The 13,255-nt window shown below is 34.4% G+C and carries 17 protein-coding genes; all 17 read left to right on the plus strand.

Translation table 11 applies throughout. The features are described 5' to 3' along the window. Positions 1-64: 64 nt before the first annotated feature. The 17 genes from HMPREF0851_RS14460 (at position 65) to HMPREF0851_RS14535 (ending at position 13,203) form a co-directional block, all read left to right on the plus strand. Positions 65-397, plus strand: a complete 333-nt coding sequence (locus HMPREF0851_RS14460) for a hypothetical protein (protein WP_000038253.1) — start codon at positions 65-67, stop codon at positions 395-397. Between the two features lie 3 nt (positions 398-400). Beyond that, positions 401-856 (plus strand): helix-turn-helix domain-containing protein, encoded by a 456-nt coding sequence (locus tag HMPREF0851_RS15385; RefSeq protein ID WP_000410409.1) that lies wholly within the window; start codon positions 401-403, stop codon positions 854-856. Between the two features lie 81 nt (positions 857-937). After that, the gene (locus HMPREF0851_RS14465) at positions 938-1,210 is read left to right on the plus strand and encodes a hypothetical protein (protein ID WP_000422843.1); all 273 of its coding nucleotides are present in this window, start codon (positions 938-940) and stop codon (positions 1,208-1,210) included. Positions 1,211-1,272: 62 nt separating this feature from the next. Then, on the plus strand, positions 1,273-1,779 hold the full coding sequence (locus tag HMPREF0851_RS14470) for a hypothetical protein (RefSeq protein WP_001034443.1): 507 nt from the start codon (positions 1,273-1,275) through the stop codon (positions 1,777-1,779). 139 nt (positions 1,780-1,918) lie between these two features. Then, the gene (locus tag HMPREF0851_RS14475; protein WP_000423966.1) at positions 1,919-2,392 is read left to right on the plus strand and encodes an antirestriction protein ArdA; all 474 of its coding nucleotides are present in this window, start codon (positions 1,919-1,921) and stop codon (positions 2,390-2,392) included. Beyond that, positions 2,389-2,862, plus strand: a complete 474-nt coding sequence (locus tag HMPREF0851_RS14480; protein ID WP_009014473.1) for a hypothetical protein — start codon at positions 2,389-2,391, stop codon at positions 2,860-2,862. Before HMPREF0851_RS14475 ends, HMPREF0851_RS14480 begins: the two co-directional genes overlap by 4 nt. 42 nt (positions 2,863-2,904) lie before the next feature. Next, positions 2,905-3,861 (plus strand): conjugal transfer protein, encoded by a 957-nt coding sequence (locus tag HMPREF0851_RS14485; RefSeq protein ID WP_009014474.1) that lies wholly within the window; start codon positions 2,905-2,907, stop codon positions 3,859-3,861. Positions 3,862-3,875: 14 nt separating this feature from the next. After that, complete coding sequence (locus HMPREF0851_RS14490) at positions 3,876-4,094, plus strand: TcpD family membrane protein (RefSeq protein ID WP_000007735.1); 219 nt, start codon at positions 3,876-3,878, stop codon at positions 4,092-4,094. Between the two features lie 3 nt (positions 4,095-4,097). Then, the gene (locus tag HMPREF0851_RS14495) at positions 4,098-4,490 is read left to right on the plus strand and encodes a TcpE family conjugal transfer membrane protein (protein ID WP_000409920.1); all 393 of its coding nucleotides are present in this window, start codon (positions 4,098-4,100) and stop codon (positions 4,488-4,490) included. Next, positions 4,474-6,981, plus strand: a complete 2,508-nt coding sequence (locus tag HMPREF0851_RS14500) for an ATP-binding protein (RefSeq protein WP_000406901.1) — start codon at positions 4,474-4,476, stop codon at positions 6,979-6,981. The genes HMPREF0851_RS14495 and HMPREF0851_RS14500 overlap by 17 nt, the downstream gene beginning before the upstream one ends. A 13-nt stretch (positions 6,982-6,994) precedes the next feature. After that, positions 6,995-9,127, plus strand: a complete 2,133-nt coding sequence (locus tag HMPREF0851_RS14505; RefSeq protein ID WP_001227704.1) for a type IV secretion system protein — start codon at positions 6,995-6,997, stop codon at positions 9,125-9,127. Next, on the plus strand, positions 9,128-10,228 hold the full coding sequence (locus tag HMPREF0851_RS14510) for a phage tail tip lysozyme (RefSeq protein ID WP_000753654.1): 1,101 nt from the start codon (positions 9,128-9,130) through the stop codon (positions 10,226-10,228). A gap of 20 nt (positions 10,229-10,248) precedes the next feature. Beyond that, positions 10,249-11,046, plus strand: a complete 798-nt coding sequence (locus tag HMPREF0851_RS14515) for an LPXTG cell wall anchor domain-containing protein (RefSeq protein WP_001034599.1) — start codon at positions 10,249-10,251, stop codon at positions 11,044-11,046. 92 nt (positions 11,047-11,138) lie between these two features. Further along, positions 11,139-11,447, plus strand: coding sequence for a hypothetical protein (locus HMPREF0851_RS14520; RefSeq protein WP_000373066.1), 309 nt, complete (start codon positions 11,139-11,141; stop codon positions 11,445-11,447). A 40-nt stretch (positions 11,448-11,487) separates the two neighbouring features. Next, a complete protein-coding gene (locus HMPREF0851_RS14525; protein ID WP_000647560.1) occupies positions 11,488-12,063 on the plus strand; it encodes a hypothetical protein in 576 nt (191 codons plus the stop codon). A gap of 279 nt (positions 12,064-12,342) precedes the next feature. Beyond that, positions 12,343-12,891 carry a hypothetical protein gene (locus tag HMPREF0851_RS14530; protein WP_009014475.1) on the plus strand — a complete coding sequence of 183 codons (549 nt, stop codon included), beginning with the start codon at positions 12,343-12,345 and terminating at the stop codon, positions 12,889-12,891. 60 nt (positions 12,892-12,951) lie between these two features. Then, entirely contained in the window at positions 12,952-13,203 is a 252-nt protein-coding gene (locus tag HMPREF0851_RS14535) for a hypothetical protein (RefSeq protein WP_000588739.1), read from the plus strand. The last annotated feature ends 52 nt before the right edge of the window (positions 13,204-13,255 follow it).

Raw genomic sequence — 13,255 nt, forward strand, 5'->3', positions numbered from 1 at the left:
TATTAGATTAAATTTACTTCTAGTTTTATAGAAAATGTTAGGTGTTAAGAAGTGAGGTTTAGATATGAGTAAGAAAAAAATTACTGATGAAAAATTGAGAAAGTTAGTTTTTTTAATTCCTGCTCGGTATTTTTATGAAGGAGTTGTGACAAGTGATAAAGCTAGAAACTATCAAGATTATATAGATATTCAATGTCAAACCTATAGAAAGACTAAAAATCGCAAAGACTGGCGAGAGGTAAAAAGACTTACCAAAGAGTATGAGGATTTTTTAGCAAATGAAGTAGATATTAAGCGAAAGCTTTTGTTGTTTGGATTGATGAAACGTGATCAGAAAGAAAGACAAAGTATGTATTCGTTGCTGATTAAGAGGTATCATTTAGAAAGATGGGTTTAGAATATGGAGAAATTTCATGAAAAGTTAAAAAATTTAAGGAAGAAGCGAGGACTTATACAGCAAGAGGTTGCTGAATTACTTAATGTTGAACGAGTAGCTTATACAAAGTGGGAAAATGGTAAGAGTAAACCTAACTATGAAAAATTAAGTATGTTAGCTTGTATATTTGATGTTTCGATTGATTATTTGTTAGGTGATTATTTGGAAATATCTAAAGAAAGGTATTTAAAGTTAAAAAAACAAAAAGAAGAAGAAAAAAAGAATTTATTTTCAGTCAGACTAAAAGAATTACGTTTACAGCATGGATTTAGTCAAGAAGAATTAGCAGAACAAATTGGTATAAAACAAAATTCTTATAGTGATTGGGAACATGGTAAGAGTAAACCTAACTATGAAAAATTAGAAAAAATAGCTGATTTTTTTGGTGTTTCGTTGGATTGGTTATTTGGGAGAAAATAAATGAGAATTAAGAAACGTTCCCCTGCTTAGTTGCTGGGAAATAAAAAATAAAAGCTAAAAAATAGAAAATGAGGTATAAAAATGGAATTACAAGGAAAAGATAAGCAGGTTCTTGAGTTTGCAAGTGAACTTGCGAAAAAGTTGAAAGAAGGTGATTTCAAGTCTGCTTACAAGGTAGCAGGTGATTTGCACTATCTTTTAAAAGGCGAAGGGGATTTAACTTTGTCTGAAGAAGTTGTTGAGGAAATTAGGAAAGATTTGAAAAGCTATTATTCCATGAATTATGAGTATAATAAGGTTTCAAAACGTGCATTTGCGATTGGTTGTAGTTTTGAGCGATCAGCTTCAATTTAAATAAAGGAATGAAGGAAGTCTAGTATGGCTTCCTTTTTTTATATGGAAAAGGAGAATAAAAAATGAATAAAAAATTTGATTGTCAAGTAGGAGGAGTGTTTCCTCTCGTGGATAGAGAAAGTGTTAGTGACATTGATTTGGTTAAGCAGGCATTTGTGGTCTGTAAGGCTTTACGGAGTGAAGAGTATTCTTATGAAAAATTTTTGGTAGAATATGAACTTTTAAAATCAATGGTAGTCAATGATTTAAAAGCTAGAAGGGAAGCAGGTTTTCCTGATGATTTATCTTATTTAGAAGAAGGTTCAGATATGTGTTCTCGTGCTTATCAGACTTATATTTGGGCAAGATTTAATGTGGATATGTGTAAATTATCAGAAGATGAATTTCTACAAAAAATTTCTGAAATGAGTGTGAATTTGGATTCAAAAGATAAGTATAAAGTTAGCTGTTTAATTAATGCATATTCTGATATTCTTAGTCTTTTGAAAAAGAAATATATTTATTTTGAAGGTATAGAAGTTATTGAAAATTACATTTTTGATTGGAATTTGATTTTAGATGATCATTGATAAGGAGTTAGAAATATGGAATTTACAGTAGTTGTTGAGAATCCAAAAAATGGAAGGCAGGCTTGGTTTAGCTTGCCTTTATATTTGGGAAAGAACAGTTGAATAGACAAGTAGAAAGTTGATTAAGAAAGGATAAGAAATGGAATTAACAGCTTTAATTATGGATAATCGGTCAAAGAAGGCTAAACAGTTTTCTTTGCCTGTTGAATTTGAATATGTAGCTTCTGAACTTGGATATGCTGTAGAAGATGTTTCTATAACAATTCAATCTACTGAAGAATTACCTACTTTGGAATGTGAACGTTTGACCTTAGATTTAGCGAATGAACTTGCTGAAAATTTGGAAGATGTAGATGAAGATATTGTTTTATCATTCATTGAATCAGAAAGTTCTGATCCAAAAATATTAGAAAGTATTGATTTTGATAATTGTAGTTTATATCGTGATGTTTCAACTGATAGAGAATTAGGTGAATATGTTGTAGAAGAATTGGGTGCTGAATTGTCAAGGGAACAATTAGAACTCTATTTTGACTATGAAAAGTATGGTCGTGATGTTCGCTTAGAAGAGGGTGGTAGCTTTGTAGATAAAGGTTACTTTTTATCAAAATGATAGCGAATATAAGAGTTTTGAATGAAGGCAATTTCGATTATCTTTGTGAGTTAGATATTATGAAGTACAGTCAAGAACAGGTTCTTGAAAGAATGAATGAAAGAGGGATTGATAAAAGTAACTTTTTTGTTTGTGGTATATCTGATTGGGAAGTTGATATGATCATGTCGCTGGACGAGGTTTACTTGCTTAAGAAAGCGGTATTGAAATTGTATGATGGTGATGAATATATTGTGAAATTTCAATTGCAACGTTATGTGCCTGTAACTCAAATTGTGACTACATATTATAGATTTTGTTCTAAAGATGAAGCACAAACTTTTTTTGAAGTAACAAAAGGATTGGACTATCAATCTGTTGTAAATTATATCTGTGAGACTGGAAGTTGGGTAATAGCTTTTCAGGGATTTGTGGATCAAGGAGAAATCTTAAATACTCCTCAAGGATTTTATAGAAAGGTTATTCTTTAATTTTAAAAAAGGAAGGAAGAGAATTGAGGTAATCTATTTGAAATGATAAGAAAATTTAAAAAAAGAGAAATGAATCAAGAAAGATTAAAGAAACTTTCTGATAAGAAGGTATACACTCCTAAGAAAATCAATCAAAAGAGTGCGAATCTAATTTTTGGCTCTTTGTTGATTGGTTTTGTGGTCTTTGTGGGTGTTGCTGGAGTTTTATCAATTAAGAATGTATCTAAAGTAAAGGAATTTGAAAAGAATCAGATTGCTAAAGTAGATAATAAGGAAATTGATAGACGGCTGGAGCAATTTTTGGATAGCTATGTAAGCTATTATTTCACTTACAAGGTAGGTGAGAAGGATAGTGAAGAAAACGCAAAGCGTTTGAGTGACTTTTATGGAACACCGCCTAGTGTTAAAAATCAAGGGCAGTCAAAACAAGATATGTCTATTGTGAGTGGTCGTTTGCTTATGGCGAAAGATGGAGTTGCAGTTTATGCAGTGACTTATGATACAAAGGTTGATAACAAGGTTCAACGTGTATCAATCGAGTTTTCAATTCCATACGTTGAAAAAGACGGTCGCTATTATGTTGATGGCTTGCCTTGGTTTGCTCCTGTTACGGATTTTAAGAGTCAGGAGATTGACAAAGAAAAACAACTGATTTTGACTGCAAATGATGGGTTGAGTGAAAATGATAGAAAAGATTTGGTTGCTTTTATAGAATTGTTCTTCAAGAATTATACAAGTAGTCAATCGAATCTTGATTTAATCTCAAAAAATATCAAAACAATTGGTGGAGCAACTGTTAAAAGCATTGATTATAGCTATTTTGTAAAAGGTAGTGATAAGACATTAGCTTATGTACAAGTTACTTTTGATATTTTAGGTACAAGTCATAGTGAGAATTTTTCTTTTGAGTTAAGGAAAGATAAAGATAGTTATTTTGTAGATAAAATGGAACATCAGATTCCATTTGATTATGCGAAAGATAAAACAAAAGAAAATTAAGGAGAATGAGATAAATGAGTTTTTTTCAGTATTTAGTTGATAAGTTAGGTGTTCCTGTTATCGGATTGTTTGTATTTGGCAAAGCAATTCATGCTTGGAGGGAAGGGAAGACTTGGGGGATTTTTGTGGCGATTTTGACTGGTGCTTTAATTTTATGGTTCTTGTTAAGTCCAGAAACTGTGTTGAGAGCTCCTAAGTTTTTATTTGATAAGTTTTTAGAAATTTTCAATTAAGCTATGGAAAAAGAAGAGAAACAATTATTTTCGTATAAGCGTGGTTTTGACCAGCCTATATTTGTAAAAGAGTTATCGGATAATTTCAGTTTGCCTTTTGCAGTTGAAATGTCAACTTTATTATATTTTATCTTTTTTACTCCGATTTTCTTTTTTCTCTTGATGTCAGTAGGTTTTATTGAGTGGGGTTGGTGCTTAGTTATTGGTTCTGCTTTAGGCTGGAAATTGGGGAAAATTCTGACTAATAATAAAATTGATGGTAAAACGATAGTGATTTATCTTCGTGATTACATTTTTTATTTTTGGCATTATGGGAAATACAGTAAAAAGTATTATATAAATAAAGGTAAACGATATGTAAAAATAGAAAGGATTTATCGTGGAAATTACGAGTAATTACTGGGACTTTGCGGACAGTTTGATATTACGTAAAAATGGTGGTGTATTTGCAGTCTTTGAAGTTCCTAGTGAGGTTTTGGTTACGATAGACAAGAGGGGACGTGAGCGGTTTAAACAAACCGCTTTCTCAGCTTTTAGTCAACTATCGGTCTATGGTGATTTTGAATTGTATACGATCCCTATTCCGATAGATTTGTATGAGCGATTTGAACTCTTGCGCCAAGATATTGACCAAGATAGTGGTACAGCGCCTTTAGCAAACTTGATGATGGATAGTCTTCAAGAAAAGATTGAGGATGAAATTGAGTTTTTGTTTGAGTACAAGCATTATATCTCTGTTCCATTAAAATCAAACAATATCAGTCCAGACTTAGTTTCGACTTTAAAAGACAGCATGTCTTTCTACAAAAAAGAAACGTTGAAGTTGCTTGGGCTGGGTGAATTACCTCCTCTAAATTGGTATGAGGATTGGCAACTAAAAAAGAATGCTTTGAAAAGTGCTTTACATCAGTTGAGGGTTCGTGAGGTTGAAAAAACGGAGTTGGAGTTTTTAGCCCGTTTACAATTCTTACGAGGTCAATTTTATGACAAAGAGACAGAAGTAAATGCAATTAGGAATTGTATCGATAATATCGATGATACAAATATCTATTTTGAGAATCACAAAGTGTTGCGATTGGAAAATAAAGATGATGATAATTTGGTCGCTTGTTTTCCGATTGTGGACTATCCTCAAAATGTATCTTCTATTCATCTACAAGAAGAATTGCAGTTGCTAGATTTTCCTGTAGAAAGTATCTATAAAGTTGCGTTCTCGGCAGATAAGGGTGTTTCTTCTAGGAAAAAGAAAGCAAGAAGTAAACGTAAAAATTTGGGGAATGTGGTTGCTGAAATTGAGGAAGATGGCGATATTCAACGTTTAGAAGTGCTAGAAGCTCATGAAATGTTAGTTGACTATCAAGAAAAGGTTGAAAGTAAAGAAAAAATGGTTGAATTTCTCCATTTCTTGGTTGTGACTGGTGATGATGAGGATGAACTTGAAGAAAGATATGATATTTTAAGTAAGCTTATAGCTAACTTAGGAGGTTCTCTTGCAAGAGGTTATGCCGATAGGTTGTATCTTTTCTATAAAGGTCGCTTTACAGAATTGTTGGATAAAAAACGTGAAAGTTATGTGCAATATACTTCTTTGGAAGGTTTCTGTCAGAATATGTTTTTTGTCACGAAAGAGGTGGGAAACAAGGTTGGCTTCCCTATTGCACGAATAGACAATGAAATTGCGAGTTGGGGTGGTGATTTTATGGCAGCCTTACAAGCAAGTAATCGTCTAGTCTTTTCAAATTTGTTACAGGCGAATAAAATGGGGATTAAGGATAAGATTACTAATAATCCTCATGTTGCCATTACTGGAGCGACTGGAAATGGAAAATCATTTTTGATGAAAATGTTGTTTACGTTGAATAGTTTCTTAAAAATCAAGTCGGCTTATATTGATCCTAAGTCTGAAATAAGAAATCAGTTTATGAAGATTTTGAAGGAGTATGAGGAACAGAATATTCATAAAGAAGTTCAAGAGTATATCAAATCTATTCACTTTGTAACGCTGGATATGAAGGAAGATAGAAATATTGGAGTTCTGGATCCATTTGCTTATATTGATGAAAAGACAACGTTGACAGAAATTGCTTCGGTCTTAATCTCTACCGTTTTAGACAAAGAGGATTCTAAGAAATTGAAATCTTACTTGTTGGAAAATATTGATAAGGTTTGGGATAGGAAACAAAATGGAGAAACGGTTGGAATGTTACATCTGTTTAAGACTTTTGAGGAGGAGAAAGACAAAGATGTAGTAAGGATTGGTCGTTATTTGTCAAAAATGGGCGAAAATACCTTGTTGAAATTGTGCTTCTCTGATGGCTCTAATAAGTCTCTGCAGTGCGATAATAAGATTACGATTTTTGAAATTGCTGGATTGGATATGCCTAAAACCTCTAATTATGAGGATATGACAGATACTCAATTGCGAAGTCTTGCGGTTATGTACGGTTTAACCTTCTTCTGTGCTGATTTTGGAGAAAGAGATAGAACACAAGAAACCTTGTTGTATGTGGATGAGGCTTGGCAAATTTCGTTGACTCCTAGTGGTCGTCAACTGTTGGCGAGAATCAAGCGTACAGGTCGTTCGTTTAATAATTTCTTAGTTTTGGCAACTCAATCTGTAAAAGATGTTTCAACTGAAGATGATGGTACTGGTTTTGGTACAGTCTTTGCCTTTTCAGAAGATAGTGAGACTTCTTCGATATTGGATCATCTTAAAATCAAAGAAGATGATTTGTCTAGGGCATGGGTTGAAAATCAGACAATGGGTCAATGTATCTTTTCGGATGTTTTTGGTCGAAGGGAAAGAATTACAGTGGATGGTACGATATATGATTCGATAACTCCATTGTATGCGACGGTCACAACGAATCTGAAGTCCACAGGCTAGAAAAGGAGAAAAGATGAGGAAGAAACTAGCTCTGTTTGTTTTTTTACTTTCTATCCTTTATCCTTTCTTTGCTTCGGCAGATATAGGAACAGTTTCGCTTCCGAATGGTACGCTATCTGAAACTCCAGCTTTTGTGAAGGATAAAACTTCTTCTTCGACAAGTTCATCTAGTTCTAGTGATGGCTTAACGCTTCCGAGTAGCGGTAATACAGGAGCAAGTTCTAGTATTGTTAAGCCTAGTCCATCTGAAAATAAAGACCCTTTAGAAAAAATTGCTGATGATACATTAAGAAGAAGTTCGGATGTTGTCGGTGCGAATGCCAATCAAGATGTTGCTGATAGCGTTAAGGAAATTCAAAGAAAGCAAGAAGAAGAGAAGAAAAAGAAGGAAGAGGAGGAAAAAGCCAATACAAAATTAAGCTATGCCAATTTCAAGACAAAAATGAAACGATTGACCAGCTATGTCTATTTTGACAAAGGTTTGTTTGGTCTTGGTGAGGTTGGGAATTACTGGATAAATAAAGTCGTTCAAGCTATTTTCTGGTTCTCTAAATTCTTGTTTGGAATCATTGTAAGTCTAGTATCTGCGATTGAAAAAATGACGGATGTATCGCCATTCTTGACCAAGGTTGTAGAAATGGCAAGTGCTGTCTTCTCTGTTTTGTTTGGTCCAACGATAAAATATATCGCAGGTGTTTTTATGGCTGTATATATTCTGTCTGTATGGGTCAAAGGCGGACAGGTATTCAAAACGGCTTTAAAACTTTTCTTGGTCTTTGCGGTTGTTGGTGGTTTTTTCACAAAAATATCAATCAATGGCAGTCCTGAGCGCTATCTTCCTATTCACCTATATAATGTCACGGATGAAATTACAAGAGAATTTCAGACGGAGATTGTGAAAAAGGTGGGGGCTGTAGATGCTTCAATGGCTGAAAGCTATTTTAACTCAACGATTATCCCTGCATACAAGAATATGAATTCTAAAAAAGATAGTGAGGGAAATTATTATCTTTCGGAGCAGGATTTTCAAGATTTAACGAATTATCAGGAAGGCAAAGGAAATTTCAAGTTATCAGATAAAGAAATTAAAGCCCTTACCAAAAAGAATGATAAAAATGAAACAGAAGATGTCAAAGGTCAAAATTTGGTAGATGAGTGGTCTGATAAATTCACTTATGCTCTCACCTCAATTTTTGATGTCGTTGTAGTCGGTGTTGTGTATCTTTCAATGGGGCTAGGTCGAGTAGTGATATTGCTTTCTTATGCTTTTTTGCTGTTGATATTACCATTTACTTTAATTCTAAGTCTGTTTCCACAGTTTAACCACTATTTTAGTGGTATTTCTAAAAAAGGGATCTCTTTCTTGTTGATTTCATCTGCTATTAGTTTGGCAAGTGTGGTTCTTCCAATCATTTATGGAAATATGTCAAGTTACATAGAAGATTTTAGTGGTGGCTCTGGTCTTGTAGCAACGTTTTTGAAATGTATTGTGATTTGGTGGCTATTTAAGAATAGATATAATCTCCTATCCTTTATGAATGGAAGGGGAAATTACTTTCCTAGTTTGACAAGAAGACAACTACTAGGTCATCTAGGCAATCGGATGAATTTGAATCAAAGGGCAAAAACATTTGCGACGAAGGTTGGAGATAGAGTTCCTAATAGAGTTAAATCATTGGCGAGAATTACTAAAAATAATGCTAAAAGATGGATCAATGACAAAAATAAAAACCGCTTGGAAAAAAGAAGCAGTCTAGCCAAAATGGAAATTCCACAAAGCGATGACTATATGGCTCGTAAGATAAAACGTGCTAAAAAAGTTGAATGGAGGAAAGCCCATAGACGAGAAATGCTTAACCGAGCTAAGATGAAAGTTGAGTATTTCAAAAACTATGGAGAAAAGGATGAAAATAAGCAAAAAGTAAATGATGAAAATTACGAGACTTTAGAAAATAAAGTTCGTAAAAGCATGTATAGAAGGCAGGAAATAGAGGGCTATACACCAAAGGCAAGAACATTTGAAAATGGTGTATGGAAAGACACGGCTGATTTGCCATCTTTGAAACGCTTGGAACGTAAAGAAAGAATCCGCAAACTACAGAAGAAAAAAGGTAGACTTAGTTTACAAGAAAGGTTAGCTACGTAGATGAAAAAGACTAGACGAACCTTTGCCCTACTTGGCTTTTTTCTACCCTTGCTTTCTTTTTTGTTTTTGATGCTTCTTCTTGGTGGACTGATTACGAGTTCTGCTGGTGGTTCATCAGGAAGCACTACTGGGAAAAGAACACGATTAACAGCGCAAGAAGTAGCTCAAAAAGCCAATATCTCCGTCGAACGTGCAGAAGATGTCATTAAGATTCTAAACTGGCAACTCTCTAAAGAAAAATTCACTTTAGAGGGTGCTAGCGGTTCTCTTGCCAATGCTGAAAGAGAAAGTGATTTTGATCCTAAACTAACGAATCCATCAGGTGGAGTTGCTGGCTATTTTCAATGGTCAGGCTGGGATGGTAACACAATCAATGGTGATAGATGGAGAAATGCTAGTTCTCGTACTCTAGATAGTACGGTGGAACTAGAATTAATGTCCTATGAGTTGAATCATGGCTATAAAAAAGTAAAAGACTACATGCAAAAAGCAACTGATCCTTTTGAAAGTGCCAAGTATTGGTCTGAACATTATGAAGGTGTTTCCTTGTCAGATGGTCAAACAAAACTAGAGAAGCTGGAAAAGGACAGTAAGAAGTGGTATGAAGTCTTTAAGGGTACGATTGAATCTGATGGTTCGTCAAGTGGGAATACAATAGCTGGTAGCTTAGATATTGCTCCTGGAGCTGTTGCGATGGAGATACCGAACGGATACTCTATTGATAAGGAAATAACCAAGGAAGGTTATATCACTCAATCCTATCCTTATGGTGAATGTACGTGGTATGTCTTTAATCGTGCCAAAGAATTTGGAATACAGTTTGATCCGTATATGGGTAATGGTCAAGATTGGGCGCATAAGTCAGGATATGAAGTGTCTAACACTCCTACGAAGCACTCTGCTGTTAGCTTTCAAGGAAGGCAAGCTGGCGGTCATCCTACTTATGGTCACGTAGCCTTTGTCGAAGATGTAAAGGATGATGGATCAATCTTGATTTCTGAATGTAACTTTGTTCGAAGTGGACAAGGAACGGGGATAACAGACTATCGAGTATTTAGTGCTGATGAAGCAAGAAATTTTTATTATGTGATTGGAAAATAAAGAAAAAAGAGGAAAAAGAAATGAATAAGAAATTTGTAACATTGTTGTCTGTGGCTATCTTGAGTTCGGCAACGACGACTTTTGCGGACACACTTTCGCTTGGTGGCGATAGTAAGGTCACGAATGATACGACAAGTATTGTAGCAACTCCACCGACGGAAACAAAACCGACGGAGGAAAAACCAAAGGAAGACAAGTCATCAACGGTTGTGATTGGTGGTGAAAGTGAGAAGCCTATTGATGATAAAACAGGTGGTATTATTGTAACACCTACGAAAAAAGAAAAGCCATCAGAAGCGCCTGCAGGGACACCAGCGCCTAAAGTGAATGATAATTTGGATTTGGGCGGAGATTCTGAGAAACAGCAGGAGAAGGACAATAAAGGTATTGTGGTTGATTCACCTACTCCGTCAGACAAGCCGAAAGAAGAAAAACCAGCAGAAGATACTCCTGAAATTAAGGAGCAGAAACAAAAAGCAGAAGAAATTGTTGGGGTGAAGGAAAAAGATACTCCGAAGCCTTTGAATGTAACAAAGGAAGAAATTCAAGAGAAACCGATTGAAACAAACACTGGTCACAAAGTGGTTTCTACGAATCAAGGAAAAGTAGTAATTGAAACTGACGAAGGAAATTATGTTGAAAAAGAGCCTTATGAAGTAGGTGCTGTTAAGCAAAAAGATGGTACAATCGCTCTGAAGGATAAAGAAGGTCAACTAAAAGTTCTTCCGAATACTGGAACAGCAAGTACAATCTTTGCGACAATTTGGGGCTTGATTGGACTGATTGCGACTGTTTGGGGGCGACGTAAATTGAATTAAGGGAGATGGTATGAAAGAGTTGTTTAGAATTTGAAAAGAATCAGATAAGGTAGGGGCACCCCTGCCTTTTTTGTCGTTTTAAGGAGTAGAAAATGGATCAAGTAGAATTGTTGAAAATGTATGCTGTAAAATTGGCTCAAAGATTGCATGAAGGTCAAAATTATTTAGAGTTTACAGCTAGTCGTGATACTGGTTATGGGATTGAAACTATGTTAGTTGAGGTTAGAAGGGATAAGCAGTGTGTTCGTGTTGCTTATCATTATAAGGGTTGTCATGCCAACCAAAAATTACCAAAAAGCCATTATGCTAGTTTGTCAGTTATAGAAGAATGTGCATTTTTTACAAGAGGAGTAGGCTATACTTATTTTCCTGATATAGAGAAATTGTTAGAACAGTTATAAAGTAATTGAAAAAAAGTGGTAAGATAGAAAGGTAATTAAAATGAAAGCGCGTAAAAAACCAATCGAAGTTTTCGCTGTACAATATAGTCACGACATTATTTTAGAAGAGTTCTTAAAACTCTTAAGAACGAATGAAAAGGAACCTGTTCGGTATGATGAGTCTGATGGGACAATTTACATTGAAAAAGAAAGAGGTGAGATTTCTTTACCTAAAGGTAATTGGGTTATCCGTGAGGACAATACAGATGGTTGTTTTTGGTCAATAAATCCAGATATTTTTTTGCAAACGTACAATCGTGTAAAAGGAACTTTAAATACCTTTGTAAAAAGGGTGTATGAAGTTGACTTTATTAAGATGGATATAGACGATACTAAAAGTATTATTGAAGTCCTCAATTTCTTGGGGTATTTTGTTACTACTCCTTTAGAGGAACTGCAGAGGGACGAATTAGTAGAATCTATAAAAGAACAGGGGTTTCTTGAAATAAACACCTTGGAAGGTGTTGAGCGTTTATTCTCAGGCGAGGTTGTAGTGAGAGGTGTTAGGGGTGAGTTTTATCCTGTATCTTACGATAATTTTATTAAGGTGTATGATATTTTGGATGAGGGCTTATAACATGTAGATTAACTAACTGCTATTTTGAAACGTGTTGAAAGTGAATTGTTGGAATTGAGTAACTAGCATGGAAAGAATGGCAAGTCAGGAATGGCTTGCTGTTTTTTGTCATTTTATGGATAAAAAAGTGAACATATATAGAAGAATATTCATTTGATGTCATTAGAGGAGTAGCTTATACTTATTTCCCTGATATAGAAAAATTATTAGAACAGTTATAACATAATTGAAAATGTGGTAAGATAGAAAGGAGAAAAAATGATAGGAGACTATTCAATTATGGATTGGGTTACATTGGGTGGAATTTTGACAACGATAGCTTCATTAGTTGGTATTGCTATTAAGTTAGCTAGAGATAATAGTGGTCTTAAAGCTGAAATGAAGGCATTGTCAAAAGAACGTGAAATGGAACACGATAGCTTGTCTAAAGAACACGATAGCTTGTCTAACGAACATGATGGTTTATCTAAAGAGCATGCTTCTATTAAAGAAGATACAAGATATATTTCTGATGAAATGAAATATGAAAAAATGGCTAGGGAAAATCTGTATAAAAATAGTTCACGTGCTAAAGAAATCTTGGAAACAATGGATTTGATGAAAGAAGTTGTGTTACAAAATTCAAGATTGCATAAAGAAGTAACAAGATTGACAGTAGCGAATCAAGAACTATCTAAGCCTAAGCAAAATAATGAACTAGACAAAGTGTTACGTATTTTAGGAAGGATAGAAGGACAGTTAGCTTCTCTCGAAGGTTATCGTGGTACAGAAGAAGTACAAGTAGTTTTGAAACGTGTTGAAAGTGAATTGTTGGAATTGAATAATTAGTATAGTGTTATTTAGATGGAAAAAGTGATATAATAAAAGAAAGTGAAAGGAGAAGGAATCATGATTAAAGAATTTGGTGTGACAAATTTGGAAGTAACCAAAGAAGATATTTCCAAAAATCCTAACAATCCAATTTTGCGTATGTATGATGATGAAGAATTGATTGGAACATTTAGTATTCTTACTGGTGAAGTCTTAGAGGATTTTGACTTGGCAGATTATGACATTCGATTTGCACAAAAACAAATTGAATTGAATCGTGATAACTACCTTGAAACGTGGAAGGACTACGTGGGGTTATTGCATGCCTAAGTATTCTTTCTTAAAGTATGGTATTGAGATTCGTCCGAACGAACATAACCAT

Source organism: Streptococcus sp. M334 (assembly GCF_000187745.1).
Classification (GTDB): domain Bacteria; phylum Bacillota; class Bacilli; order Lactobacillales; family Streptococcaceae; genus Streptococcus.

Coding starts and splice junctions, on each gene's coding strand:
- HMPREF0851_RS14460 (WP_000038253.1), top strand. CDS start 65: ATGAGTAAGAAAAAAATTACTGATGAAAAATTGAGAAAGTTAGTTTTT.
- HMPREF0851_RS15385 (WP_000410409.1), top strand. CDS start 401: ATGGAGAAATTTCATGAAAAGTTAAAAAATTTAAGGAAGAAGCGAGGA.
- HMPREF0851_RS14465 (WP_000422843.1), top strand. CDS start 938: ATGGAATTACAAGGAAAAGATAAGCAGGTTCTTGAGTTTGCAAGTGAA.
- HMPREF0851_RS14470 (WP_001034443.1), top strand. CDS start 1,273: ATGAATAAAAAATTTGATTGTCAAGTAGGAGGAGTGTTTCCTCTCGTG.
- HMPREF0851_RS14475 (WP_000423966.1), top strand. CDS start 1,919: ATGGAATTAACAGCTTTAATTATGGATAATCGGTCAAAGAAGGCTAAA.
- HMPREF0851_RS14480 (WP_009014473.1), top strand. CDS start 2,389: ATGATAGCGAATATAAGAGTTTTGAATGAAGGCAATTTCGATTATCTT.
- HMPREF0851_RS14485 (WP_009014474.1), top strand. CDS start 2,905: ATGATAAGAAAATTTAAAAAAAGAGAAATGAATCAAGAAAGATTAAAG.
- HMPREF0851_RS14490 (WP_000007735.1), top strand. CDS start 3,876: ATGAGTTTTTTTCAGTATTTAGTTGATAAGTTAGGTGTTCCTGTTATC.
- HMPREF0851_RS14495 (WP_000409920.1), top strand. CDS start 4,098: ATGGAAAAAGAAGAGAAACAATTATTTTCGTATAAGCGTGGTTTTGAC.
- HMPREF0851_RS14505 (WP_001227704.1), top strand. CDS start 6,995: ATGAGGAAGAAACTAGCTCTGTTTGTTTTTTTACTTTCTATCCTTTAT.
- HMPREF0851_RS14510 (WP_000753654.1), top strand. CDS start 9,128: ATGAAAAAGACTAGACGAACCTTTGCCCTACTTGGCTTTTTTCTACCC.
- HMPREF0851_RS14515 (WP_001034599.1), top strand. CDS start 10,249: ATGAATAAGAAATTTGTAACATTGTTGTCTGTGGCTATCTTGAGTTCG.
- HMPREF0851_RS14520 (WP_000373066.1), top strand. CDS start 11,139: ATGGATCAAGTAGAATTGTTGAAAATGTATGCTGTAAAATTGGCTCAA.
- HMPREF0851_RS14525 (WP_000647560.1), top strand. CDS start 11,488: ATGAAAGCGCGTAAAAAACCAATCGAAGTTTTCGCTGTACAATATAGT.
- HMPREF0851_RS14530 (WP_009014475.1), top strand. CDS start 12,343: ATGGATTGGGTTACATTGGGTGGAATTTTGACAACGATAGCTTCATTA.
- HMPREF0851_RS14535 (WP_000588739.1), top strand. CDS start 12,952: ATGATTAAAGAATTTGGTGTGACAAATTTGGAAGTAACCAAAGAAGAT.